Source organism: Ruegeria sp. YTSA072 (assembly GCF_059610285.1).
Window position 1 is genome coordinate 184,103 of sequence record NZ_JBXWNI010000006.1, and the last position, 24,087, is coordinate 208,189.

Here is a 24,087-nt window from a genome sequence, read left to right on the forward strand (position 1 = left end):
CAGCAAGGATCAGGCTGCAGGGGCTTCACCGGTCAGATGTTCGCTTTGGCCAGCTTCGTTCTTTTCCAAGCTTGGCTTAATCGGCCGCACGCGATCATAGATGATGTGGAACAGGTAGGTGTAAACCGTATAAGTCAGTGTCAGACCGACATTGAGCGCAAGCGCTGATCCCAGAGAATGCCCACCAACCATCATCAAAAGTGGGCAGGTGATCATGACTGCCGTAACCTCATGCAATGTGGCATGAAGAACGCGCACCGATTGGGGGCGTTTGCAGGCCAGCCGGGCCGTTTTGTCCCGCTCAATCAGATCAAAAATAGTATTGAAGAACGGGCACCAGATCATGATCACAATCGACAGCATGGCGATCATAGCGAACCCGTGCACCATCGATGCGCCGGTCAAATAAGCGTATACGGGTGAGACAAATGCGATCCCGATCAGCTCGAAGCTGCCGGTCTGGATGACGCGTTCCTTGAAGGTCCTCAGGGTCATGTCACGCCTTTCAAAACACAGGATCACGGTTCAGCCGAGCGGATTGCCCGGCTGCTGAAATACGGGTGGTCTTAAGGGATGGATTGCTTCCCTAGCGTAACCTTTCATGAAGAAATACATCTGACTGTGAACTCGCACACATTCAGATATTTATGGCAATAATTGACCGATCCGTCCTTGGCTGGGCGGTCATAGCTCGAAACGAAAAAAGGCCCCGGCGTTTCCACCGGGGCCTTGATCAATTGAAAGAAGAACAGATTACTCTGCGCTTTCCTCTTTCTTTTCTTTCTTCTCGGAAACGATCTCTTCGCCGGTTTCCTGATCGACCACTTTCATCGACAGGCGGACTTTGCCGCGGTCGTCAAAGCCCAGCAGCTTGACCTTTACTTCCTGACCTTCCTTCAGAACATCCGACGGATGGTTCAGGCGGCGGTTTTCGATCTGGGACACGTGGACCAGACCGTCGCGCTTGCCAAAGAAGTTCACGAAGGCACCGAAGTCGACGATCTTAACGACTTTACCGGTGTAAACTTGGCCTTCTTCCGGCTCGGCGACGATCGAGTGGATCATCTCATACGCCTTCTTGATCGATTCACCATCGGGCGAGGCGATCTTGATGACGCCGTCGTCGTTGATGTCGACCTTAGCGCCTGACACTTCGACGATTTCGCGGATGACCTTACCGCCCGAACCGATCACTTCACGGATCTTGTCGGTCGGGATGTTCATGGTCTCGATGCGCGGGGCGTGGACCGAGAAATCGTTGGTCTCGGACAGGGCTTTGCCCATCTCACCCAGGATGTGCATTCGGCCGTCCTTGGCTTGCGCCAGGGCTTTCTCCATGATCTCGGGCGTGATGCCTGCGACCTTGATGTCCATCTGCAGCGAGGTAATGCCGTTTTCGGTGCCCGCAACTTTGAAGTCCATGTCGCCCAGGTGGTCTTCGTCACCCAGAATGTCGGATAGGATGGCGTATTCGCCGTCATCTTCCAGGATCAGACCCATGGCCACACCGGCAACCGGTGCTTTCAGCGGAACGCCCGCATCCATCATCGACAGCGAACCGCCACAGACCGACGCCATCGAGGACGATCCGTTGGATTCAGTGATCTCCGACACGATACGGATCGTGTAGGGGAAGTCGGTCGCCGCCGGCAGAACCGCCTGCAGGGCGCGCCATGCCAGCTTGCCGTGGCCGATCTCACGACGGCCCGGGCCACCTACGCGGCCAACTTCACCAACCGAATACGGAGGGAAGTTGTAGTGCAGCAGGAAGTTCGATTTGAAATTGCCATGCAGCGCATCGATGAACTGCTCATCGTCGCCAGTGCCCAGCGTGGTTACAGCCAGCGCCTGCGTTTCACCGCGGGTGAACAGGGCGGAACCGTGGGTCCGGGGCAGCATCGAGGTTTCTGCAACGATCGAACGGATATCGGTGGTCGAACGACCGTCGATCCGCTTGCCGCCTTTGACGACGTCGCCACGCAGAATGCCAGCTTCCAGCTTTTTCATAGCCGAACCGAGGTTGCCGTCTTCCAGCTGCTCTTCGGTCAGCGCTGCTTTGATCGCTTCACGCGCAGCGGCAACAGCGGTGGTGCGCTCTTGCTTGTCGGTGATCGCGAAAGCGGCGCGCATCTGCTCTTCCCCAGCAGCTTTGACTGCGGCGGACAGCTCCGAGTAGTCGGGCGCCTGGAAGTCGAAGGGCTCTTTCGCGGCGTCTTCGGCCAGCGAGATGATCAGGTCGATGACCGGCTGAATCTGTTCATGTGCGAATTTGACCGCACCCAGCATTTCGGCCTCGGACAGCTCGTACGCTTCCGATTCAACCATCATTACGGCGTCTTTGGTGCCGGCAACAACCAGGTCCAGGCGCTGTTCAGGGTTCAGGCGCAGGTCCTGCATGTCATCGACGGTCGGGTTCAGAACGTATTCACCGTCCTCAAAACCAACGCGGGCACCGGCGATCGGACCCATGAACGGCGCGCCGGAAATAGTCAGCGCAGCCGAGGCAGCGATCATCGCAACCATGTCAGGGTCGTTGACCAGATCGTGGGACAGCACGGTGCACATCACCAGAACTTCGTTTTTGAAGCCGTCAACGAACAGCGGGCGGATCGGACGGTCGATCAGACGCGCGGTCAGCGTCTCTTTTTCGGTCGGGCGCGCCTCACGCTTGAAGAAGCCACCCGGAACCTTACCGGCGGCATAGTATTTTTCCTGATAGTGGACGGTCAGTGGGAAAAAGTCCTGACCCGGTTTTTGCGCCCGCGCAAAGGTCACGTTCGCCATGACGCTGGTTTCGCCCAGTGTCGCGATCACGCTGCCGTCGGCCTGACGGGCAACCTTGCCGGTTTCCAGTGTGAGCGTCTCTTCGCCCCACTGCATAGATTTTTTCGTTACATCAAACATATGCGTATCCTAGATGGGAGCACTCCCGCCCCTGCGGGTCTCCCGTTTTGCATGGCGGCCCCATTGCCGCCGATCCCATTTTAGCTTTCGTCTGAGTGCCGGGATCAGGGCACAACGTCTCAGATACCGCGCGCATACATGAGATTGGTGTAGAAGGAAAGGGGAACCGCGCAGGGCCGGTTTAGGACCGCGCAGCTTACGCCCGATCCATTTTGGACCGGGCCAGAGCCGTTCAAAAGAGTGCGTGCGCGAGGATCATCACCACGCCGCATCCCAAAGCATAGCCAGTGTCGACCATGATCGCGAACGCGCTTTTTTGCGCCCAGGCCCCGACCGAGGCCGTCTGCGCCGCCACTGCAAGGATGGCCAGAAGGGCAACGCCCAGGCTGTTGGTGGTTTCGGTGAGCGCGATCACGGTGGCCAGCAAGATCAGGAATACGATCTGCGCGGCCATCTGAGGCAATGGCGGCGCAGACGGCGGTGTCGGATCAATCCGCGTTCCTTCGGCCCAGCGTTTCTGGAATCCGACCGGCCCATAGACCAGCCATCCCAGCAGAAAGGCCGCGATCACCCCCGCTGCAAGGGCCAGCCAGTTGATCATAGCGCTGTCTCCAGCGCTGCAAGGATCGCAGTCCATCCGCCCTCATGATTGTCGCGGCTTTCCTGTGATGGGAATCGGACGTGATGCAGTCGCAATTCGGTCCCTGCATCGGTTGGCGTGAAATCCAGCGTCACGGTGGAATCATCCTGACTGTACGGAGAATTCCACGTAAATTGCAGCCGGTTCGGGCGGTCGATGACCTTGTATTCGCCCTCATGTGGCAAATCCCCGGCCTCGGGAGCGCGCATGATGATCTTGAACCGTCCTCCGACCTTTGCATCGGAATGCGCCTCGGGCACGGTCATACCCGGCCCCGGCAGCATGAATTTGGCCAGCATATCCGGGTTCAGCCAGGCGTCGAACACCTTTTCAGGTGGGTGTGGGATTGCGCGTGTAATTTCAAGCGACAGATCCGTCATCTTCTGGGTCCTCCAAAGCAGTTTCCAAAGCGTCCAGCCGAAGCGCCCAGATCGAACGCAAACCGGCAAACCATTCATCCACGGCTGACAAGGGATCCATTCGAACCTCGATCAAATGCTCGCGCCATTCCGTCCGGCGCCGCACCAGTTCGGCGTTTTCCAACACCTTGATGTGCTTGGATACCGAATTGAGGCTCATATCGAATTGCCGCGCGATGTCCGTCACCCGCAAGGGTCCCTGCTGCGCAAGCATCGTCAGGATCGCACGGCGGGTCGGGTCGGACGCGGCCTTCAGTACCGTGCTCAGATCAGGGCGACTCTCTCGTTCAACCATATGGATGAATTATGTCCTTCTTCTGCTTCAGTCAACCATTTGGGTGAATAACACGGATAAAGCCCCTTGGCCAGAAGTTGGGACCAATGGTCCCGGTGCCGCCCAAAGTTGTTAATCTAGCCAGATAAATTCACTAACGGGAATGCGTTTGGTGAAATTATGTCGTCAGTGTAAGCTGTTATCACGAAGCCCGCGGTCGAATTGACGGAGAAGCGCCAAGGGACAAAATCTCGTTTCCGTCCGCTGGTCGAATACCTTGGCGTTTGCACTTAGCGAACAGAAGGGCAGACGAATGGCACAAACCAAGAAAATGCTGGATCCGGACCCCCGGATTTACGACTTCGAGACCGAATACGAGCTTGGGCAAGACAACGTCCGGCCATTCGGTCTGGACATCCACAACCCGGTCTTTTTGATCTCGAGCATCCTGATCTTTGCGTTCGTTCTGATCGCTTTGGCCAACCAAGAGGGTACCGCGGCACTGTTTGGCTGGCTAAGACCATGGCTCACCAGCACGTTTGACTGGTTCCTGGTCCTGTCGGTCGACGCAATCACATTGTTCTGTCTTGTTCTGATCGTGCTGCCGGTTGGCAAGGTGCGGATCGGTGGCAAGGACGCAAAGCCCGACTATTCCTATGCCGGATGGATTGCGATGATGTTCGCGGCTGGTATCGGCATCGGGCTGTTGTTCTTTGGAGTGATGGAGCCCGTCTATTACAATTTTGCCGAAGACGGCAACGCGGTACCACTGGGCATCGACATCGCCGTTCCGGGCAATGAATATGCTGGAGTCGTCGGTACAATCCATCACTGGGGGCTGGAAGGCTGGGCGGTCTACGCCGCTGTTGGTCTAAGCCTGGCCATCTTTGCCTATAACCTTGATCTGCCCCTAACTTTGCGTTCGGCTTTCTATCCGATCCTGGGCGAACGTGTCTGGGGTTGGTGGGGCCATATCATCGATACTCTGGCGGTGTTTGCGACGCTCTTTGGCCTGACCACCTCGTTGGGTCTTGGTGCGCAGCAGGTTGCGGCGGGGTTGAACGAGGTGTTTGGCATCGAACCCAGCCCAACCGTCACAGTCCTGCTGATCATCGGTATCACGTTGATTGCGTTGGGTTCGGTCCTGATGGGGATGGATGCTGGCGTCAAACGGTTGAGTGAAATCAACATGATCATGGCCGTCGGCCTGTTTATCTTCGTGATTGTTGTTACTGGCGTCGGCACGGCCATCGCACGGTATTTCAACGTGATGGTGGATTATGTGTACCACCTGCCGGCGCTGTCGAACCCGTTCGGACGCGAAGACACCAGTTACTTCCACGGCTGGACGACCTTCTATTGGGCCTGGTGGATCGCATGGTCGCCTTTTGTGGGCATGTTCATCGCCCGCATCTCAAAAGGTCGTACAGTGCGCGAGTTCATCCTTTGCGCCCTGCTGGCACCGACGGCTGTTTGTGCCTTGTGGATGTCGACCTTTGGCGGTGCCGCCATCGACATGTTGAACGCAGGTGGAGCCGAAGGTGTACGTGCCACAGTGATCGACAGCTACGCCCCTGAAGGTGCGCTGTTCGGATTCCTCAAGGAGCTGCCGCTTTACGGTATTGTTGCGCCAATCGCCCTGGTTCTGATTGTGGTGTTCTTTGTTACCTCGTCGGATTCTGGTTCGCTGGTGATCGATACGATTACTGCGGGTGGCAAGATGGACGCACCGGTGGTTCAGCGGGTGTTCTGGTGCACTTTGGAAGGTCTGGTCGCCATTGCGCTGTTGCTTGGCGGGGGCCTCTCTGCACTGCAAGGTGCTGCGGTTTCCACAGGTATCCCGTTCACCTTGGTGGTTCTGATCATGTGCTACTGCTTGTGGCTAGCGCTGAAATCAGAAAAAGCCAAGATGTAGGGGCTTGATCTGATACATTCCGGACGCCCGCCTTTTGGCGGGCGTTCTTTTGTCGCCGGACAACCGAAAAAGCCCGGATACTTCGCGGACAAAAAGCAAGGCGAAGGCTAAAGGCCCTGTAGCTTAGACTTCCGCGACACTCACTGCAGTTTCGAGCGCTTGATCAAGACTGTTCGCCACTTGATCCACGTTGTCCAACGACAAACACAACGGTGGCACCATCCGCAGGCATTGTTGAAACGGACCGGATTTCGACAAAATAATTCCTTGTGCGCGGCAGGCTTCGAAAACTTCTGTGGTCATGTCCTTGTCCGGCGTTTTGCTATCCCGGTCTTTCACGAATTCCAGCGCAAGCATAAGGCCTTTCCCGCGAACATCGCCGATGACCTTATACTTGTCTTTCAAGCCATGCAGCCTTTCCAGCAAGGCGGCCCCTACAACGCGGGCGTTTTCCTGCAACCCTTCGTCCCGCATGACAGCAAGAACCGCACGGGCTGCGGCAGCCGAGGTCGGGTTAGCCCCATAGGTGTGGAACATGAACCTTTCCGCCATCGGTTCCGCAATATTTTTCTTGGCCACAACCGCCCCGATCGGGAAGCCATTTCCAAGACCTTTTGCCATGACGACGATGTCGGGCACGACGCCGTCCGCTTCGAACCCCCAGAAGTTTTCGCCAGTGCGGCCAAAGCCGGATTGCACCTCATCCGCGATGTAAAGACCTCCTGCCGCGCGCACGCGTTCGGCTGCGCCGGACATATATCCGGGCGGCATTTCAATAATGCCGCCATAGCCCTGCACGCTTTCTACGAAAATACCCGCCACCTGACCGGAAGTGGCTGTGGCGATGGTGCGGTTGATCTCGTCCAAATAGGGCTGGGCCCCTTGTCCAAAGATACCGCGATATTGGTTGGGTTCCGGCACGAAGGCCACGTTGCCGGGCATGCCCGGGTGGCGCCAGCCCGAGATACCGGTGATCGATTGCGCTGCAGCCGTTGGCCCGTGATAAGCGGTGCGCAAGGCAAGCAAATCCAGATTGCCGGTATAATTGCGCGCCATGGTCATCGCCAGATCAACCGCCTCGGACCCTGAGTTGGTCAGATGTACCACCCAGTCATGTCCTTTGGGCATCGTCGCGGCCAATTCTTCGGCCAGATGCGCAGGTGTCGGGTGATAGAACATTGTCGTGCAATGGGTCAGCTCTTGCGCTTGCGCGGCCGCCGCTGCCACCACGCGCGGATGCGAATGTCCGACCGAGATACAGACATTCATGCCCAGCAGATCGGTGTATTTCCGACCATCCGTATCCCAAAGGTATTGTCCCTGACCTTTCTTGAAAACGATAGGTTCGCGAAACGGTGTGAACCGCGTTAGTGAGGCCGCATAGTACTGGTCCCGTCGCGCGGCTGTGTTCGAGAAGTCCCAATCGGTGTGAAGGGCGTGGTCGGTCATTTGGAACCTCCGGTTTTCAGGCGTGAGTTTTCGGGGTCAAAGGGGGCCTCAGGCAGGATCGTTGCCGCACGATGTTGACCCAGGATTGAAATGGTCAGCCCCTCGCGCGCGGCAGGGTCGCGCAGATAGGCCAGGGCCAGAACTTTACCGGTCCGGTGGCCATAGGCACCCGAGGTGGCAATGCCGACCGGGAAACCGTCTTTCCAGATCGTGTGCGCGTAGAAAGGATCTATCTCACCGGCCTCGACCTCAAGCAGCACCATGTCCCATTCGTTGTCACGGGCCAGTTCTTCGCGTAGGTCCTTGCGGACAAACGGGGTCAGACCTGCCTCAAATGGGCTGCGTTCGGTCGTCAGATCACTGCCCCAACTGCGATAGCCTTTTTCAAGACGCATGGAGTTTGCAGCATAGGCTCCGTAGAATCTCAGACCATGAAGTTTGGCGATCTCTTCAAGCGTCATGAAAAGTTGCACGGCATGTTCTTTAGCCACGTGCAGTTCCCAACCGCATTCGCCCAGATAGGACACTCGCAAGGCGCGCAGGGAAATCCCGCCTACATAGGTCTCTTGCGCGGTGAGCCAGGGCATATGGTTCAACTCGGGCAACACATCGGCGGATTTGGGTCCCATGACGCCGATAACTGCCAGATCCTCAGACACGTTTCGAACGGTGACGTCAAAGCCTTTGGCAACCTGTGTCAGAAGATCCTGGTCGATCTGCTCGGCCGCGGCGGCGCTGGTCAGATAGGCGTGATCCTCGGCCAAGCGTGTGACGGTGAACTCTGACAATACGCCGCCTTTGGGTGTCAGCGCATGGGTCAGGCCGATCCGGCCCGGCTGGATGGCGCGGTTTGCGCCCAATGCTTGTAGGAAGGCCGCGATATCGGGGCCGGTGACGTCGAATTTCGAAAATACCGACAGGTCGCCCATGGCGACGCGGTTGTGCGCGGCCTCGACCTCTTGCGCCACGGGTTCGAACCAATTGGCGCGGCGGAAGGTTTCATCGGCGATTGCTCCGGGCGTGTTTGAGAACCAATTTGGACGCTCCCACCCATAAGCCGCGCCCATCACCGCGCCACGCTTAATCATCAGGTCGTGCAGCGGAGACAGCCGCAGGCCGCGCCCTGCGGGCCGTTCCTCATGCGGATAGTGCACTCCAAATTGCAGGCCGAAACACTCGACGGCTTTGGCAACCCGATAATCGCGATCTGCCCAGGACCCAAAGCGGCGCGAGTCCACGGCCAGCGCATCCATCGGCGGCGCGCCGTGGGTCATCCAATGCGCAAGGAACCAGCCCGCGCCGCCGCCTTCCATGACGCCCATCGACGAGCCGGTCAAAAGCCACGCGTTTTGAAGCCCATGCGCAGGCCCGATCAGCGGATTGGCGTCGGGCGTGAACGTGATCGGGCCGTTGATCACCGATTTTACACCACCGGTTTCCAGCGCCGGAATCCGATCCATCGCGGCCATGATGATATGTTCCACACTGTCCAGATCCGGCGGCATCAGATCCGCGCCAAACTCCGGTGGCACACCATCGACCGACCAGACCTTGGCGTCTTTTTCATACGGCCCAAGGATCAGCCCATCGCGTTCCTGCCGCACATACCAGCTTTCTTCAGGGTCGCGAATGATCGGCAGCTCTGGCAATCCCTCTTTGATCCGAGATGACACGGCCTCCACCGTGTCCGTCACCAGATATTGGTGCAGCACCGGAACAGACGGGATGTTGAGGCCCATCATATGCCCGATTTCCCAACCCCAGGTGCCTGCAGCGTTGACTACGTGAGTGGTTTCGATGATCTCTTTCGCAGTCTCAATCCGCCAATGGTCCTGCTGACGCTCAATCGCGGTGACTGCGCAATTGCGTATGATCCGAGCCCCGCCACGCCGGGCAACCTCAGCCATTGCGTGGGTCGCCAGCGTAGGGTCTACATGGCCGTCATCAGGTTCATAAATCCCGCCGATCAGCCCATCCAGTTTGGCCAGAGGGAAGAGCTCGGCGATCCTGTCGGGCGTCAGCACCTCCAGCGGGTAGCCGGTGAATTCAGACAGACCGGCCACATGGCGAAACTCGTCCATCCGGTCGGGGTTGCGTGTGATCCGCATCGCACCCGAGCGGTGAAAGCCGCAATCGCGTCCAGTTTCCTGAGGCAAGATATCGCGATAGAGCCGGACAGATGTGGCACGCAATTCCTGAATGGTGGGATTATGCGCGAAATGGGTACACAGGCCTGCCGCATGCCAGGTCGAGCCGTGGGTCAGGTCGTTTTTTTCGACCAACACCACATCAGACCAGCCCGCCTTGATCAGATGATACAGTAGTGACACGCCCATCGCACCGCCACCGATGATGACAACCTGCGCCTTGATCATGCGCGCATCCTTTCGCCTGAGGGATCAAAGGGCGGTCGGAGCAATGGCTGCGCCAGATAGTCCTGCCCGGCAACCCGAACCGTGAATTTTCGATGGCATGTCTGGGTCAACGTCTCGCCCGGTTGGACCGCGACCATGGCGAAACACAGGTTCAGCCCCGTACGCGGACCGCGCCCGCCCGAGGTTGTCAGCCCCACATGGGTGCCATGCTCGAACACCGGTTCGTCATGCAGCATCAGGGCATTGCCGAGAACTTGCAGAAGGATCAGGCGTTTTTGCAGACCATTGGCCTTTTGCTGTTCCAATGGGGATTTGCCGAGAAAATCCTTGGACCAATCAATGGTGAACCCCAGACCGGCTTCCAGCGGAGTGATCTTGGGGCCAAGTTCATGCCCCCAGTGCTTGAAGCCCTTCTCTAACCGGCAGGCATCCACCGCATAGTGGCCCAACGGGCGTGCGCCTGCCCCGTGCAGTGCAGCGAACAGTTGCGGGGTTTGACCGTTGAGCACGGTCAATTCCCAGCCCAATTCTCCTACAAAACTAACGCGCGTGGCGCGGCAAGTAATGCCTGCCATTTTGGCGGTGGCGGCATGGCCAAATGCCATTTCTGGAAGGCTGCCAAGACCCTGTAGCAGCGTCCGGCTGCCACCTCCCATTACACCGATTGTGCAGAATGCTTCGGTCAAATCCTTTACAGACACATCGCCCTTCAAATGCCTGCGCAGGAACATCCGATCGCGCATCCGCGTGGCGGCACCTGAGGTCAGATAAAACGCATCCCTACCCAACCGCGTGATGGTCACATCCATTTCGATCCCACCGCGCGCGTTAAGTATCTGCGTATAGACAGCCCGACCAAAGGGCACGTCCAACTGCGCGGTCGTCAGGAGGTTCAATGCCTTCAGAGCATCCGGCCCGGTGATTTCCAGTTTGGTAAACGGGCTTAGGTCAATCAGCGCAGTGCCCTGATCCAAGGCTGCCGCTTCGGCCTCAACCAGCGGCCACCACCCCTGATCTGTTGTCGAATAGGGCTGTGCCGGTCCGTAATACAGTCCGCGTTCCCAACCAGCCGTCAGGCCAAAATGCGCCCCAGCCTCAGCCCAGCAATCGTGCAGTGCTGTGGTGCGCAGACCTCGGCCGGCGTTGGGCTGTTTGTATGGCCAATGCAAAGCGAAAAGATCCACGACGGCCTCGTCCATGCGCTCGGCCATATGTTCAGCGCTGGCTGTTTGCGGGTCGACCCGGACGACATCGACCTCCCACATGTCCATCGGGGGGTGGCCGTCGACCATCCAATCCGCCAGCGCCCGCCCAATCCCCGCCGAAGACATGACCCCGACCGAGTTCATACCCGCAGCCACAAACAATCCATCGACCGAGGTTTCACCAACAAGCGGCCTTGTGTCCGCGGTAAAGCTTTCCGGGCCATTCATGAAGTGTTGAATGCCGACCTTTTCAAGGCTGGGGCACAGCTCTAATGCGGCCTCCATGAAAGGGGCAAATTGATCCCAATCCTCGGCCAGTTCAAGAAAGGGTCGGTCGCCTTCGGGGCCGTATGCGTCCCAGCATTTGGCGTTGGGTTCAAAGCCGCCGATCACAAGCTTGCCCGCATCGCCCTTGATGTAGATGCCCCGGTCCAGATCGCGGATCACCGGAAACGGGTTGGGCAGGTCGGGCACGGGTTCGGTCACCACATACATGTGCTCTACCGACTGCAAGGGCAACGCTACGCCAACGCTGGCGGCCAGCTCGCGCGACCAAGCGCCAGTGGCAATGACGACCTGATCAGCGTCCAGCTCCGTCCCATCGGTCAGGGTTACACCCGTGATCCGCTGACCCTTTTTCCGCAGGAACTGAACCCCGGTATGTTCGCGGATTGAAACGCCACGATCCCGTGCACCTTTGGCGTATGCCATGCACAAATCGACCGGATTCACATTGGCGTCTTCCGGCACATGCAGCGCACCGACATGGTTCCTCAGATCAAGGTGTGACAGGGGCACGTCCGACGCTGCGATCACCCGCGGCGTCAGGCCCAGCGTCTGGCCCAGATCCGCAATCCGGCGCAGCTCGTCCATGCGGGCAGGGTCGCGGGCCAGCCAATAGCCAGAGGTTTGGCGATATCCAGTGTACATGCCAGTCTCGGCCTCAAGGATCGGAAAAACCTCAAGTGCGGCCATTGCCAACCGGGTCATGTTTGGCGTTGCACGCAGCGGACCGACAATCCCCGCCGCATGCCAGGACGTGCCCGAGGTCAGCTGATTGCGCTCCAGAACAGTGACGTCATTCGAACCGCGTTTGGCCAGGTGGTAGGCCAGGCTGAGGCCAATAGCGCCACCACCGATGATCAAGATACGGTTCATCAGAAGTAATCCTGATCTGGCTTCTCGGCCTTACGCTGCGCGATATAGTCCTGCAGCGCGGCGTTGATGTCGGGGTCGAGACCGGGGTCTTGATACGCGTCAAGCCGCTCTTTCCAGATTGCATTGGAGCGGGCTGCGGCATCTAACTCTCCGGCCGCGTGCCATTGTTCGAATGAATTGTCATCCGGGGTCCAGGGCCGGAACAATGCGGACATGAAATTGGCCTGCGTATGCTCAGACCCTAAGAAGTGCCGCCCCGGGCCGGTCGCGGCAATTGCCTCCATCGCCTGAGCGTTCTCGCTCATGTCGATGCCATCGAAGAACCGTCCGACTTTGCCGCACAGATCATGATCCAAGATCGTTTTTTCGAACGAGGTCACCAATCCACCTTCGAGCCATCCAGTTGCATGGTTGATCAGATTGGCACCCGCGAACATCGACATCATCAGGCCCCATGTGGCCTCTTGCTGGCTCTGGGCGTCCGGAACTTTTGAGGCGCTGAGCGTGCCAACCGTGTGCAGCGGCACCCCCAGCCTGCGGGCAAGCTGCCCGGCAGCCAAAACCATCAAGCCAGCCTCGGGCGTGCCAAAGGTGGGTGCGCCGGACTTCATCGACATGGTCGAGGCAAAACTGCCCATCATGCAGGGCGCCCCGGGGTTTATCAGTTGGGTCAGCGTCATCGCTGCCATGGTCTCGGCCAACACCTGAGCCAACGTTCCAGCCACGGTGGACGGCGACATGGCCCCGGTCAGAACCCAAGGAGTGCAAGCGACCGGTTGCCCGGCCCGGGCATAGGTTTTCAACGCGCCCGACATGTGACTGTCCATCACCAACGGCGCATTTGTATTCGAGACACAATACAAGACGGCGTTTTCCGCCACGAAGTCTTCGCCGAACACAATCCGTGCCATGTCGATTGCGTGGCCCGCGCGTTCGGCCCCGATAAAGGCCCCCATAAAGGCGCGGTCAGAATGGCGAATATGACCATAAAGCATGTCGAGATGGCGTTTATTGGCCGGTAAATCCACCGGTTCGCAAACCACGCCGCCCGAATGGTGCAGCCAGGGCAGGCTGTGATGCAGCTTGACCAGATCGACGAAGTCCTGATGCGAGGCATAGCGCCGCCCGCGGTCCAGATCGTGCACAAAGGGCGGACCCCAGGCCGGGCATAGCACGCTGGCGTTGCCGCCCAGCTGAACGTTGTTGGCCGGGTTTCGGGCATGTTGAACGAACTGAGCCGGCGCTGTTGCCATGATCGTTTTTCGGCAGAACCCCGGCGCGAACCGCACACGCGAGCCGTCTACGTCACAGCCTGCATCGGCAAAAATGCCCAGAATTTCTGGGTCGTCCTGAAACTCCATCCCGGTTTCGGCAAGGATTGTATCAGCATTGGCCTCGATCTGTTCCAACCCTGCCTCGCTGAGGACATTGAAGGTCGAAAGCTTGCGCAGAATAAACGGCGCGCGCGCCTCGGGAAGAGTGCGAGGTCCAGCGGCCCTGCGGCGTCGAGATGAGAGCGAACGTGTCATGGCCAAAGCGTTGACCGAGTGCTTGACGTAAACCAAGAAAATTCCAACAGTATAACGATTATTTATACTAAGGATGAGCAATGCTGGATCATCGTAAACTCTCACCAAGTCTGATGCGTTCACTTGAGGTTTTCGTCGCCGTTGCGGAAACGGGACAAATGCGGGCTGGCGCAAAACTTCTGAATCTGTCGCAGCCAGCAGCGTCCCAGCACGTCACGGCGCTGGAAAAGGCATTCGGCACTGTGCTTTTGGATCGCAGTACGCGACCGGCGCGGCTGACCTATGCGGGTGCGCGTTTGCACGGAAGGGCGCAGAAAATTCTGGATGCACTTTCCGACATGGAAACGGAACTGCGCCACGTTGGCCAGAAATCCCTGACCTTGCTGCGGGTCGGCATTCAAGCCTCGATCGCCACGACGCTGACGCCCTCTTTGGTCGATTTCGCGCAGCGTGAGTTCAATGTCGAAGATATTACCCTGCATGCCGGCCAAAGCGGCAACCATGAACACCTGCTGCGGACGAAACAAGCGGACCTCGCGATCACATCTAACCCGTTTCTGGATATGGATGGTCTGGAGCGTCATCACGTTCTGACCGAACGATACCTTCTGGTCCTGCCAGAAACATATGACGGCCCGACGGACAGCCTGGAGGCGATCCAAACGCGGCTTCCTTTGGTTCGGTTCGGGGATACAACCAACGCGGGCCGCCAGATTGCGCAGCATCTGCGCCGATTGCGGTTTGAGCCCGACAAGGTCATCCAGGCGGACCGCTCCAGCATGGTTACGTCCTGTGTTTCCGCAGGCCAGGGGTTCAGCCTTTTGACGCCGACATTGCTGATTGATGGTCTGGTTGAGAATATGAGTCTGCAGTTGAAAGATCTTCCGGTCTCGGGCCTTTCACGCACTTTGACAGTTGTCGCCAGAAAGGAAGAGCTTCAGAGTTTTCCGGAGGCGCTTGCAGACATGTCCAGGCAGAAATTGGTGCAGCGCATCACCGGCCACATGGGCGACATCGGAGCCAAAAGCGTAGAGTACGATATGGATTAGCGCGCCGTCACAAGCTGAACAGCGCGGGGAGCTTCAGGCTCAGGTTCAGCCTAAAGTCGCTACCTGTTGGTGAACTTCGACAACATTGCCTTCGGGGTCGCGAAAGAACACTTGGTGCCACTCTTTCGAAAAGGCTGTGCCATAGTCCGAATAAGGAACCGCGTTTTCATCAAGTATCCTCAAGACCGCGGCAAGATCATCCGTTCGGAACGCAATGTGTCCGCGGCTCACTGGATTGATGACCTGATCATTTTTGAAAGCGACGTCAAAGTCCCGTTCCGCAAGGTGCATCTGCATGCTGCCGTCCGTTGCAAAGCGGATCTGGCCGTCATAACCCGAGTCTTCGGTTGCTTCAGAGCGCGGGAAATTCTGCTGCGGAATATCACCCAAACCCAAGACGTTTGTATAAAAGTCGTGTAGGCGGTCAACGTCGTCTGCCACCAGGTTAATATGATGAAATTCCAGCTTCATTTGGTTCCATTTACTTGTCGTCACACACTGGATGTGTGCTTAGGGGACTGAGGTATTGAGCAGCTGTTGATCAGGTCCCGGGATAGTGCCGACAGAGTTTGTGAACTGCAAGCCGGATTGAGCCCCACCATACCGCTACTCCGAGCGCGCGTTCCCTGATTCAACAAAAAACGCCCGCCAATTAGGGCGGGCGTCTAAAATCCAAAAGCGGCAGAAACCGGTATTAGCGGCGGATGCCCAGCTTTTTGATCAGATCCTGATAGCGCGCTTCTTCTTTGCCCTTCAGGTAGTCCAGCAGCTTACGGCGCTGGGCGACCATTTTCAGCAGACCACGACGACCGTGGTTGTCTTTTTTGTGGGTCTTGAAGTGCTCGGTCAGGGTGGTGATGCGCGAGGTCAGGATGGCAACCTGGACTTCTGGCGAACCGGTGTCGCCGTCCTTGGTGCCGAATTCTTTCATGACGCGTGCTTTTTCAGCGGCAGTAATCGACATCGGGGTCTCCTTTAAAAGGTTAGAGTTGATGGCGCAGGCCGGGATGTCGTCCAGCACAGGCCCATGGAGAAAACCGCACCGATTCCGATGCGGATGGGCGCGTATAAGCGGATTTCAGGCAAATGGCAAAGGGATTCTATTGCTTCAACTCAGCGCATTGAGCTGCGACAGTTCCTGACCGTTGATCAATTGGATATCGTCCAGGGTCAACCCTTTGGCACCCAGCAGTTGGGCGACGTCTTGTCCGTCGACCATGACACGGGTCAGGTTTTCGTTTTCAGTGTCTGTTTCAATGTTGATCTCCGGATCTTCCTCGCCTTCCCACGAGATCAACAGCTTGTCTTGCCCGGGCTCAAAATCCATGACCTTGACGGCGTCGTCGTCATCCTCGGGGTTCAGGTGGATGCTGTCAGCGCCTTCGCCTCCGGTCACGATATCACCGCTATGGGCAACAATTGCGTCGTCGCCGGCACCGCCATTCAGAAAATCCACGGAGTCCTCGTTTTCGCCATCCTCACCAGTCAGAACATCGTCACCGTCGCCGCCAAACAAGACGTCTTCACCTGCGCCACCAGCAAGCTCATCGTCGCCATAGCCCCCATGCAGCGCATCCTCGCCCGCGCCTCCGGTCAGCGTGTCGTTATCCTGACCGCCGTACAAATCGTCATCCCCATCGCCACCGTCCAGCCTGTCGTCGCCGAAATGACCAAAAAGCTTGTCGTCGCCATCATCACCGGACAGGACGTCATCGTTACCTTCGCCATGCAAAACATCATCGCCTTCGCCGCCCTGGATTGTATCAACGCCATCGCCGCCATGCAGGGTGTCATCGCCCATGCCCCCCAGCACAGTGTCGTCGCCACCATAGCCGTTGATCTGGTCGTCGCCATCTTGCCCGGTCAGAATGTTTGTGTCGTTGTCCCCGGCCACAACCAAATCGCCTTCGAATTCCGAGACTGTGGTCCCGGTCGAGGCCTCTTCGACTTCGTCGATGTTTTCACCAATCTCAAGATAACTGCCGTCAGAGACCTCTTGCGGTTCATCTTCGATAATCTCGTCTTCTTCGGTGTCGTCGTCAGCCTCGATAATACCGCCCATCGCATAGGCTGCTCCGCCCATTGCGGCCAGGCTCAGCAATCCGAACAGAAACATGGCAACCCTCCGAGAACGCACCGCTCCGAGGATGAAATATCCCATGTGATCAGTTAGTTGGTCAAAGCCAAGCTGAACTTGTGGTTAACCGTTGGTCACCAAGGTTCGGGCTGTTGGGTATAGGCGATGTAAAGCGGGTGTTTGGGATGCCCACCCTTGGTCAGCCCCAGATGAAACAGCGGCTGCCTAGTGTCGCGCAGAAGGGATTCAACTGCCGGGCCGCGGTCCAGATGCGCACCATGGGTGCCCCATGCGGCGATGACCTGATCGGCCCATTGAACACCATCCAATATGGCCGCGTCGTTCTCGGGTCCTACCGGGTCGGCAGCAGCGCGCATCTTGCGCGGGTCGGTGTCGCGCCATGCGAAGATGTTGGTTACCTGAAACGCTCCGAACTCCAGCGCCCGCGCGCGGCGTTCGCAACGTTCCACCGTTGGGTCGTTCTGAACCTCGGTCGCGGTTGACGGGTTCAGCATCACAAACAGCGCTTTGCGCCCCGCAGGATCCCAGATACGGGTCAGGCTATAGCGATATTTCTCGCAATCGGAATAGATGGCGGTTGAGGGCGCGTCGCCCTTAGTGTGCGTTCGGGTAATCATGCCCTTCGCCTAGCACGTGGCTTAGGTAACGAACACCCGGCTGGGGTGCAATTCGCCCGATTTGTAGATCCCCACCGCCACGGCCTTGCCGTCCAGCGAAGCCCAGGCTTCATCGCCGTATTCCACGTCCGAGGCCAGAACCATGCCCGGATTTCCGTTGCGCAGGCGGGTTGCGCCTTCGGGTGTGCATTTCAATTCAGGCAGATCGGCGAGACCGGTTTCCAGCGGGTGCATGTAGTCGTCCAGTGCGGTTGTCTTGGCCATTTCATCGATCTGTTCGATGCTCAACCCGTCTTCAACCTCGAACGGGCCGGACCAGACGCGGCGAAGAACTTTGACATGGCCGTGGCATCCCAGCGCCGCGCCCAGATCACGCGCGATCGAGCGGACATATCCACCCTTGCCGCAAGTCATTTCTAGCACAACGTGGTCTTCGTCGGGGCGGTCGACCAGAATCAACTCTTCCACCCAAAGTGGGCGGGCGGATAGCTCTACTTCCTCGCCATCGCGCGCCAGTTTATAAGCACGTTGCCCGTCAATCTTCACGGCCGAGAATTTGGGCGGGACCTGCATGATATCGCCCAGAAACGGGGTCAACGCCTGTTTGATGTCGTCATCCGAAGGGCGCGCATCGCTTTGTGCGATCACTTCGCCCTCGGCATCGTCGGTATTGGTTGCCTGACCCAAACGGACGGTGAAGGTGTAGGCTTTCAGCGCATCGGTGATGTAGGGAACGGTCTTGGTCGCCTCACCCAAAGCCACGGCCAGAACGCCTGTTGCTTCGGGGTCAAGCGTGCCTGCATGGCCCGCTTTCTTTGCATCCATCGCCCACCTAACCTTGTTGACCACAGCGGTCGAGGTCATGCCCGCGGGCTTGTCCACCACCAGCCAACCGGAAATGTCGCGACCCTTGCGTTTGCGTCCCATTCTACACCCTGAATCTTACCGAGGCGCGCGACCTAACGGATCGTTCTGCCACTGTCAATTTCAGGGCGTATCTTCGACCACACCTACAATAGGGCCAAGCGAAAACCCGACATCCGACCGATTTCCGGCGCGTTCATACATACGAGAGATATTGCCGTCGAAGAACAGGGCATTCGGCGTTTCAAGGACATCGCGGAACAGGCTGCCGAACTCGTGAAAGGTGACATAGTCATCCGAGATCGCGAATACTGCCCGTGCCCCATCCGCGCTGGTACCAACGCCGTTGCGCACATAGCGCGAGGTCGAATCGGGCAGGAAGCGCGGGTGCAGTTCACCATCTATGACCAGCATCGGGCCGGATTGCGTGGCGAAACGGCACTGCGGGGCCTGATCCACATAATCCAATGTCTCAAACACGTCGGCGCGGCCTTCGCGGATGCAAAACACTCCGTTCGGCAACAAACCGAAATTGCCCGGCCCGGCATTGGGGATCACGCGCATCTGTTCCTGACCGTCTTCGACGTAATGCCCGACTGGCGAGCGGTCGTCATGATACATGCCCGCGTTCATAGCAAATGCCAGACGCTTTCCCTGTGGGGCTAGGGTCTCGTTCACAGATGAGAAATGGCCCAACACCTTACCGTCTTCATCATTGAGGAAAAGGCGCAACTCTTCGCTGGCGGCATCCACCTCGCAGATGGTGTACCGCTTGTCCTCATGGGTCACCTTCTCGCATGTGACCGCTGAGGCCTGCGCGGCCCAGAAGACCGCGCCCAAAATGACAAATGCGCGGATCACTCGTCCAGATCGCGGCGCACCGCGTCCTGATCGAACATGCGGCGCGTGTCATCCATTCGGTCAAAGGTGTCATCCAGCCGAAACCGCAGATCAGGTGAGAATTTCAGACCGACCTTCTTGCCGACCGCCCGCCGCAATTCACCCTTGTTGCGGGCCAGCAGCGCGATCACATCCTCCTGCCCCTTGCCGCCCAAGGGCAACACATAGGCGGTGGCGATCTTCAGATCGGGCGAGGTGCGCACCTCACCGACGGTGATTGACATGCGGTTCAGGTCGGGGTCGTGGACATCTCCGCGCGCCAGAACCTCGGACAGGGTGCGGCGGATCAGTTCGCCGACACGAAGCTGTCGTTGGGACGGGCCGGGGCCATCGTGGAATTTGTTCTTTGCCATATCCCCGATCTAAGCCCAAAGCAGGGCTTTGCCAAGCGGGCGCGAACGGGGTAGGAGGCTTTGAGCCGAATTCAACAAAAGGACCAACGCAATGACCCATATTCCGGGGATTGTCATCACAGGGGCTTCGGGCCGTATGGGGCAGATGCTGATCAAAACCGTGACGGACAGCGATCAGGCGCGTTTGGTCGGTGTGGTTGAGCGGACGGGCCATGACTGGATCGGTCAGGATGTGGGCGAGGCGATGGGCGGTCAGGCGCTGGGCGTCACCGTCACAGACGACCCGCTAGAGGCGTTTTCGCAGGCGCAGGCGGTGATTGACTTTACTGCGCCCGAGGCGACGCTGGAGTTTGCCGCACTGGCCGCGCAGGCACGGTGCGTCCACGTGATTGGTACCACTGGCATGTCGGATGAGCAGATCGCAGCGCTGGAACCGGCCTCTCGCCATGCGGTCATCGTGCGGGCGGGAAATATGAGCCTTGGCGTCAACCTGCTGGTGCAGCTGACCAAAAAGGTCGCCGCAGCGCTGGATGAAGATTTCGACATCGAGATCATCGAAGGGCACCATCACCACAAAGTCGACGCGCCCTCGGGTACTGCACTGATGCTGGGCGAGGCCGCCGCCGAAGGGCGCGGGGTTGATCTGGCCGATGTGTCCGATCGGGGCCGCGACGGAATTACCGGCGCGCGCAAGCGGGGCGATATCGGGTTCCATGCCATTCGCGGCGGTGACATCGTGGGCGAACACGACGTGCTGTTCGCAGCCCCCGGAGAACGCATCGTCCTGCGCCATCTGGCCACTGACCGCGCCATCTTTGCCCGCGGCGCTTTGAAGGCGGCCCTGTGGGGACAGGGCAAGGCGCCCGGCCAATACGACATGGTGGATGTATTGGGGCTGTAAGGGATTTTACCTGAACGCGGCGATTCCCGGCGGTTCTGAATGTCCCAAGCCGATATGCGCGAACAGAGCATCCAAACGCTGGTCCCATGTCGGGAACTGACCTGTCAACGCATAGGTCAGACGCTCTGCTCCGATTGATATGCCTAACGGTGCGGCCTCGCCGCCGATGATGATCTCTCCGATTTCGGTCCAGTTGGCAGATGGTGGATAGGACTCGGGTGCGGGTTCAGTTTGATTGCCGACGCGGTAATAAACGCCCATCGTGACCAAATAATCCTCGCCAAACGGATCTGGATAGAAATAACCTGAGGCGTCGCGGGCGGCCAATGCCTCGGCCTCATCGCGCAGCAGGACCTTTTGCGAAAACGGCAAGTTCATCCCATCCAGAACCGGGCGCACGTCATCGGCCTGAGGCACGCTGACAAAAGCAATGCGGGATGGGTCAAGGCTGAACTCTTCAGTCAGAAGACGCACCATAAGTTCCGTGGTGTCACGCCCGCTGACCGCGCCTTCTGGATGGCAGCCAACCTCGTGAAACAGGGGCAGGACATCGGGGCGGTTTTTTTCTTCCACATCTGCGACGCGAGCCAGCGGTTGTATGACGAAAGCGTTTGGTTGCAATTTCTTTTGCTCGAAATCGTGCCGCAGCCCGCCATTATAGTCGACGTTCCCGGTGACAATCGAAAAAGGCTGTGACTCGGAAAACCCGAGCTTGGCGAACGCGGCTTTGAGATCAGCCAGTGTTTCGGCGAACTTTGCCTCGAACGCATCATTCTGGCCAGTTGCGCCGACAGCAAATCGCGGTAGCGCCGCACTCGCAGTGGCTGCGGTGCCTAGTTGTACCAATTTCCGACGGTTCAATCCCATCTGCGCCTCCCTTATGCACACACAGGGTGAGTATCGCAGAAGTTTGCGGTAAAGGTTAAGGGAATCTGAAAAGCGCCGCCCGGAAGAGACAGGTTTGGCTACAGATCGCGTATCTTGTCCGCGCGCAAGGGGCAGGCAAGGTAAACGCCGAACTCTTTGCCGATATCGGCGCTGACCCGGGCGTGCACCCGGCCCTGTCGATCAAGGAAGCGCTGGTTGTCTTCGACGGGGAATATCCCTTCGTGCCAGATGCCGGGATGAATATAGAGGCCACGCGTGCCGTCACACCAGAATGCGACCACTTTTTCTGGCGTCAGGTTGTCGCCGGGCAGGGCGACAGGCACGATGAAGGGCTTGTTGTCCAGCGGCCAGAACATCTGCCCGCCATCGGGGTGGTAGTTCATGTGCCACAGTAGAACCTGATCGCGCGGTGCCGTCTGCAGGTCGGTCTGCGCCTGTTGTGGATCAGCGGACCAACCCAGAACATAGTGGCCTTTGACGGCCTCGTTCTCACCATAAAGCACGTCACCCTGCCAATCGCATTTGAACGTGCCTTCGACCCAGCCGCCCTCGTCGCCGGTGCCTTCGTCAATCTGGCGCCAGCCCTGCTGGGGCCAGCGAGCGATTTCAATCTCGAAGGTATCGGGGTCATCAACCAGACAGCCATAGCCTTTGACCGACGTGTCCGTGGCCCGGATCAGCGGAACCTCGTGCCAGGGAAGGGACGGTTTTGAACTGGCCTCGAAGATATATTCCGGCGCGCTCATGATGTGCCCAGATGCCTGTCGACCATGCGCTGTACCATCGGTGCGAAATGGGTGAAATCCGGCGTTTCCATGTCAGCCCGCTTGCCTGCCTCGTCCAGATAGCGCACCTGAATGATTTCTTTCAGGTTCGGATTACTCTCGAACTCTGCGACCTCCTCAGCGCTCATCGGCCCGCCCTGCAATTCCAGCGTATGGACCGAAGCGGTGGACAGGCGGTTGAAATATTCAGGCTTGGTGGCGCAGAGATACCGCTTGGCTGCCACGTGATAGCGGCAGCAATCGGTGATGACCGAGGGGAAGAACTGTTCCAGCACCTCAGCGCCTGCATCCTCGTGGTGGCGATCCTCGGTGTCATCCGGGTGATAGGTGCCGAACTCGGAGGTGAAATGACCGATATCGTGCAGCAATGCGCCGACGATGATTTCCTCGGGCTGGCCGTTCTGCTCAGCGATCGTTGCACCTTGAAGCATGTGTTCGGCCATGGTGACGGGCTCACCCAGATATTCCTCACCGCCGCGGCGGTCGAAGATATCGCCGATGAAAGCCACGATATTGTCCTGGCTCAGGGTCGAGAAATCGGGCTTCATTCTGCGGCCTCCGGTTGGCTCATTTCCATCGCGGCCAATGTGGACAGCAACCCGTCCTTGTCGGCGTAACAGCCCTGCAACCAGCGTGAGCCCGCACCGGAATAGCCCAGACGCGCGTGCAGCACGCGTGTGTTGTCGACGATGAAACTCTCGCCTGGTTCCAGTTTGAACGACACGCCCATGGCGGGGTCATCGATGATCTCGCCCAATTGGCGATAGGCGGCGTAATAGGCCTCCATCTGGTCGAACGGCACGTCGACGAACGGCGCGGATGAGCGGTTGTTGAACCGGATACCGACCAATTCACCATCCGGTGACAGCTCAATCATCGGGCGGCGTGACCGTAGGCAGATACCGTCCGAGCCCTTGTATTCGAACCGGGCGGGATAGCCTGCAAGCAAGGCAAAGCCTTCCGGGTTCTGTTCGCGCAGCTTTTCAGCGGCGCGGAAGCCGTCAACCACGATGGAATCACCACCCTCGGCGCTGTTTTCCAGACAATAGAGGATTTGCAGCGTCGGAACCGGATCACGATAGGGGTTGTCGGTATGCGCCTGCAGACCAAGGCCGGTATAGGCGAGGTTGGTCGGGTTCACCTCGGTCCGGACCTCGAAATAGGGGCCATAGTTGGTTTCGCGCACATAGCCGAACAGATCAGCGACTTTCAGCAAGGATTCCGGTTCGGTCGGGCCGCCGGTCAGCTTGGCAAAGCCGTATTCGGCCACCGCGCCCAGCCAGCCGCGTTTGGCGCTGGGATTGACGTGGACCTCATCCCAATCAGCGCTGGGCGCGTCGATGCCGCGTTCCCAGGTGGTGATGCCGGGGGCTGTCCGACCGGCAGGAAGGCTGTGATCGCGGTCATAGCTGTGCGCGGCCAGCCAGTCGGCGGGAAAGGTGACGGTCTTGCCTTCTGGCTGAAAGGTGACTGTCAGATCACCATTTCTGATTTCGGCGGCACTAACCGAAATGTCTGAGGGGATATCACCGATGGTGATCAGACGTTGGCCATTGCCGGGCGCGCGCGTTTCGGGGTCCAGCGCGTTGTCGCGTAGCCAGATGGCGTGAAAGCGAGCCTTTGTGCCGGTGTCGAATTCTACGGTCACAACCGAGGCGTCATGGGTGGCAGAGCGCAGCATGGGGGGTCTCCTGTTCAGCGCGGGCTTTGGTTGAGGAGATACGCCTCTTGTGGCATTACGACAATTAATCCTTCTTTCTGCTG

23 protein-coding genes are annotated in these 24,087 nt (G+C 58.5%); 3 read left to right on the forward strand and 20 right to left on the reverse strand.

Annotated elements, in window-relative coordinates:
• Positions 1-9 precede the first annotated feature (9 nt).
• From AC2FIB_RS12705 to AC2FIB_RS12725, 5 genes are all read right to left on the reverse strand, one after another.
• A complete protein-coding gene (locus AC2FIB_RS12705; protein ID WP_496734971.1) occupies positions 10-495 on the reverse strand; it encodes a PACE efflux transporter in 486 nt (161 codons plus the stop codon).
• A 258-nt stretch (positions 496-753) separates the two neighbouring features.
• Complete coding sequence (pnp, locus tag AC2FIB_RS12710; protein WP_496842202.1) at positions 754-2,904, reverse strand: polyribonucleotide nucleotidyltransferase; 2,151 nt, start codon at positions 2,902-2,904, stop codon at positions 754-756.
• A 232-nt stretch (positions 2,905-3,136) separates the two neighbouring features.
• The gene (locus AC2FIB_RS12715) at positions 3,137-3,505 is read right to left on the reverse strand and encodes a DUF1761 family protein (RefSeq protein WP_496734968.1); all 369 of its coding nucleotides are present in this window, start codon (positions 3,503-3,505) and stop codon (positions 3,137-3,139) included.
• On the reverse strand, positions 3,502-3,924 hold the full coding sequence (locus AC2FIB_RS12720; protein WP_282152313.1) for an SRPBCC family protein: 423 nt from the start codon (positions 3,922-3,924) through the stop codon (positions 3,502-3,504). Before AC2FIB_RS12720 ends, AC2FIB_RS12715 begins: the two co-directional genes overlap by 4 nt.
• On the reverse strand, positions 3,905-4,258 hold the full coding sequence (locus AC2FIB_RS12725) for an ArsR/SmtB family transcription factor (RefSeq protein WP_496842203.1): 354 nt from the start codon (positions 4,256-4,258) through the stop codon (positions 3,905-3,907). The genes AC2FIB_RS12720 and AC2FIB_RS12725 overlap by 20 nt, the downstream gene beginning before the upstream one ends.
• Before the next feature lie 292 nt (positions 4,259-4,550).
• Between AC2FIB_RS12725 and AC2FIB_RS12730 the strand changes: the two genes are divergently transcribed.
• Positions 4,551-6,152, forward strand: a complete 1,602-nt coding sequence (locus AC2FIB_RS12730) for a BCCT family transporter (RefSeq protein ID WP_496705618.1) — start codon at positions 4,551-4,553, stop codon at positions 6,150-6,152.
• 123 nt (positions 6,153-6,275) lie between these two features.
• On the opposite strand, the gene AC2FIB_RS12735 is transcribed toward AC2FIB_RS12730, so the two are convergent.
• Genes AC2FIB_RS12735 through AC2FIB_RS12750 form a run of 4 tightly spaced genes read right to left on the reverse strand, consistent with a single transcriptional unit; the run spans position 6,276 to position 13,868 of the window.
• A complete protein-coding gene (locus tag AC2FIB_RS12735; protein ID WP_496842204.1) occupies positions 6,276-7,601 on the reverse strand; it encodes an aspartate aminotransferase family protein in 1,326 nt (441 codons plus the stop codon).
• A complete protein-coding gene (locus AC2FIB_RS12740; RefSeq protein ID WP_496734962.1) occupies positions 7,598-9,976 on the reverse strand; it encodes a GcvT family protein in 2,379 nt (792 codons plus the stop codon). Before AC2FIB_RS12740 ends, AC2FIB_RS12735 begins: the two co-directional genes overlap by 4 nt.
• Positions 9,973-12,339, reverse strand: coding sequence for a GcvT family protein (locus AC2FIB_RS12745; protein ID WP_496842206.1), 2,367 nt, complete (start codon positions 12,337-12,339; stop codon positions 9,973-9,975). Before AC2FIB_RS12745 ends, AC2FIB_RS12740 begins: the two co-directional genes overlap by 4 nt.
• Entirely contained in the window at positions 12,339-13,868 is a 1,530-nt protein-coding gene (locus AC2FIB_RS12750) for a trimethylamine methyltransferase family protein (RefSeq protein WP_496734960.1), read from the reverse strand. The genes AC2FIB_RS12745 and AC2FIB_RS12750 overlap by 1 nt, the downstream gene beginning before the upstream one ends.
• An 80-nt stretch (positions 13,869-13,948) precedes the next feature.
• Here AC2FIB_RS12750 and AC2FIB_RS12755 point away from each other — a divergent pair, with 80 nt between their 5' ends.
• On the forward strand, positions 13,949-14,917 hold the full coding sequence (locus AC2FIB_RS12755) for a LysR family transcriptional regulator (protein ID WP_496734959.1): 969 nt from the start codon (positions 13,949-13,951) through the stop codon (positions 14,915-14,917).
• A 45-nt stretch (positions 14,918-14,962) separates the two neighbouring features.
• Here AC2FIB_RS12755 and AC2FIB_RS12760 read toward each other — a convergent pair whose 3' ends face one another.
• The 7 genes from AC2FIB_RS12760 to rbfA form a co-directional block, all read right to left on the reverse strand.
• Positions 14,963-15,388, reverse strand: a complete 426-nt coding sequence (locus tag AC2FIB_RS12760; RefSeq protein WP_496721048.1) for a VOC family protein — start codon at positions 15,386-15,388, stop codon at positions 14,963-14,965.
• A 223-nt stretch (positions 15,389-15,611) separates the two neighbouring features.
• Positions 15,612-15,881 carry a 30S ribosomal protein S15 gene (gene rpsO, locus AC2FIB_RS12765; protein WP_039543122.1) on the reverse strand — a complete coding sequence of 90 codons (270 nt, stop codon included), beginning with the start codon at positions 15,879-15,881 and terminating at the stop codon, positions 15,612-15,614.
• Between the two features lie 144 nt (positions 15,882-16,025).
• On the reverse strand, positions 16,026-17,033 hold the full coding sequence (locus AC2FIB_RS12770; protein ID WP_496734957.1) for a calcium-binding protein: 1,008 nt from the start codon (positions 17,031-17,033) through the stop codon (positions 16,026-16,028).
• A 95-nt stretch (positions 17,034-17,128) separates the two neighbouring features.
• The gene (locus AC2FIB_RS12775; RefSeq protein WP_496734955.1) at positions 17,129-17,632 is read right to left on the reverse strand and encodes a DUF1643 domain-containing protein; all 504 of its coding nucleotides are present in this window, start codon (positions 17,630-17,632) and stop codon (positions 17,129-17,131) included.
• Positions 17,633-17,653: 21 nt separating this feature from the next.
• Positions 17,654-18,559, reverse strand: coding sequence for a tRNA pseudouridine(55) synthase TruB (gene truB / locus AC2FIB_RS12780; protein WP_496842209.1), 906 nt, complete (start codon positions 18,557-18,559; stop codon positions 17,654-17,656).
• 60 nt (positions 18,560-18,619) lie between these two features.
• A complete protein-coding gene (locus AC2FIB_RS12785) occupies positions 18,620-19,357 on the reverse strand; it encodes a phosphodiester glycosidase family protein (protein WP_496734952.1) in 738 nt (245 codons plus the stop codon).
• Positions 19,354-19,749 (reverse strand): 30S ribosome-binding factor RbfA, encoded by a 396-nt coding sequence (gene rbfA / locus AC2FIB_RS12790; protein WP_058274960.1) that lies wholly within the window; start codon positions 19,747-19,749, stop codon positions 19,354-19,356. The genes AC2FIB_RS12785 and rbfA overlap by 4 nt, the downstream gene beginning before the upstream one ends.
• A gap of 91 nt (positions 19,750-19,840) precedes the next feature.
• On the opposite strand from rbfA, the gene dapB reads away from it, so the two are divergent.
• Positions 19,841-20,650, forward strand: a complete 810-nt coding sequence (dapB, locus tag AC2FIB_RS12795) for a 4-hydroxy-tetrahydrodipicolinate reductase (protein ID WP_113790900.1) — start codon at positions 19,841-19,843, stop codon at positions 20,648-20,650.
• A gap of 6 nt (positions 20,651-20,656) precedes the next feature.
• Here dapB and AC2FIB_RS12800 read toward each other — a convergent pair whose 3' ends face one another.
• The 4 genes from AC2FIB_RS12800 to tmpA all read right to left on the reverse strand — a co-directional run bounded on the left by AC2FIB_RS12800 (position 20,657) and on the right by tmpA (position 24,004).
• On the reverse strand, positions 20,657-21,517 hold the full coding sequence (locus tag AC2FIB_RS12800) for a hypothetical protein (protein ID WP_496734950.1): 861 nt from the start codon (positions 21,515-21,517) through the stop codon (positions 20,657-20,659).
• Positions 21,518-21,615: 98 nt separating this feature from the next.
• Entirely contained in the window at positions 21,616-22,284 is a 669-nt protein-coding gene (locus AC2FIB_RS12805; protein ID WP_109313582.1) for an ureidoglycolate lyase, read from the reverse strand.
• The gene (tmpB, locus tag AC2FIB_RS12810) at positions 22,281-22,871 is read right to left on the reverse strand and encodes a (R)-1-hydroxy-2-trimethylaminoethylphosphonate oxygenase (protein ID WP_496734949.1); all 591 of its coding nucleotides are present in this window, start codon (positions 22,869-22,871) and stop codon (positions 22,281-22,283) included. The genes AC2FIB_RS12805 and tmpB overlap by 4 nt, the downstream gene beginning before the upstream one ends.
• Positions 22,868-24,004, reverse strand: a complete 1,137-nt coding sequence (gene tmpA, locus AC2FIB_RS12815; RefSeq protein ID WP_496734948.1) for a 2-trimethylaminoethylphosphonate dioxygenase — start codon at positions 24,002-24,004, stop codon at positions 22,868-22,870. The genes tmpB and tmpA overlap by 4 nt, the downstream gene beginning before the upstream one ends.
• Positions 24,005-24,087 lie beyond the last annotated feature (83 nt).

Coding starts and splice junctions, on each gene's coding strand:
- AC2FIB_RS12705 (WP_496734971.1), bottom strand. CDS start 495: ATGACCCTGAGGACCTTCAAGGAACGCGTCATCCAGACCGGCAGCTTC.
- AC2FIB_RS12715 (WP_496734968.1), bottom strand. CDS start 3,505: ATGATCAACTGGCTGGCCCTTGCAGCGGGGGTGATCGCGGCCTTTCTG.
- rpsO (WP_039543122.1), bottom strand. CDS start 15,881: ATGTCGATTACTGCCGCTGAAAAAGCACGCGTCATGAAAGAATTCGGC.
- pnp (WP_496842202.1), bottom strand. CDS start 2,904: ATGTTTGATGTAACGAAAAAATCTATGCAGTGGGGCGAAGAGACGCTC.
- AC2FIB_RS12730 (WP_496705618.1), top strand. CDS start 4,551: ATGGCACAAACCAAGAAAATGCTGGATCCGGACCCCCGGATTTACGAC.
- AC2FIB_RS12760 (WP_496721048.1), bottom strand. CDS start 15,388: ATGAAGCTGGAATTTCATCATATTAACCTGGTGGCAGACGACGTTGAC.
- AC2FIB_RS12725 (WP_496842203.1), bottom strand. CDS start 4,258: ATGGTTGAACGAGAGAGTCGCCCTGATCTGAGCACGGTACTGAAGGCC.
- AC2FIB_RS12800 (WP_496734950.1), bottom strand. CDS start 21,517: ATGGGATTGAACCGTCGGAAATTGGTACAACTAGGCACCGCAGCCACT.
- AC2FIB_RS12775 (WP_496734955.1), bottom strand. CDS start 17,632: ATGATTACCCGAACGCACACTAAGGGCGACGCGCCCTCAACCGCCATC.
- AC2FIB_RS12755 (WP_496734959.1), top strand. CDS start 13,949: ATGCTGGATCATCGTAAACTCTCACCAAGTCTGATGCGTTCACTTGAG.
- truB (WP_496842209.1), bottom strand. CDS start 18,559: ATGGGACGCAAACGCAAGGGTCGCGACATTTCCGGTTGGCTGGTGGTG.
- tmpB (WP_496734949.1), bottom strand. CDS start 22,871: ATGAAGCCCGATTTCTCGACCCTGAGCCAGGACAATATCGTGGCTTTC.
- rbfA (WP_058274960.1), bottom strand. CDS start 19,749: ATGGCAAAGAACAAATTCCACGATGGCCCCGGCCCGTCCCAACGACAG.
- AC2FIB_RS12805 (WP_109313582.1), bottom strand. CDS start 22,284: ATGAGCGCGCCGGAATATATCTTCGAGGCCAGTTCAAAACCGTCCCTT.
- AC2FIB_RS12745 (WP_496842206.1), bottom strand. CDS start 12,339: ATGAACCGTATCTTGATCATCGGTGGTGGCGCTATTGGCCTCAGCCTG.
- AC2FIB_RS12770 (WP_496734957.1), bottom strand. CDS start 17,033: ATGTTTCTGTTCGGATTGCTGAGCCTGGCCGCAATGGGCGGAGCAGCC.
- AC2FIB_RS12740 (WP_496734962.1), bottom strand. CDS start 9,976: ATGATCAAGGCGCAGGTTGTCATCATCGGTGGCGGTGCGATGGGCGTG.
- AC2FIB_RS12735 (WP_496842204.1), bottom strand. CDS start 7,601: ATGACCGACCACGCCCTTCACACCGATTGGGACTTCTCGAACACAGCC.
- AC2FIB_RS12720 (WP_282152313.1), bottom strand. CDS start 3,924: ATGACGGATCTGTCGCTTGAAATTACACGCGCAATCCCACACCCACCT.
- AC2FIB_RS12750 (WP_496734960.1), bottom strand. CDS start 13,868: ATGACACGTTCGCTCTCATCTCGACGCCGCAGGGCCGCTGGACCTCGC.
- dapB (WP_113790900.1), top strand. CDS start 19,841: ATGACCCATATTCCGGGGATTGTCATCACAGGGGCTTCGGGCCGTATG.
- tmpA (WP_496734948.1), bottom strand. CDS start 24,004: ATGCTGCGCTCTGCCACCCATGACGCCTCGGTTGTGACCGTAGAATTC.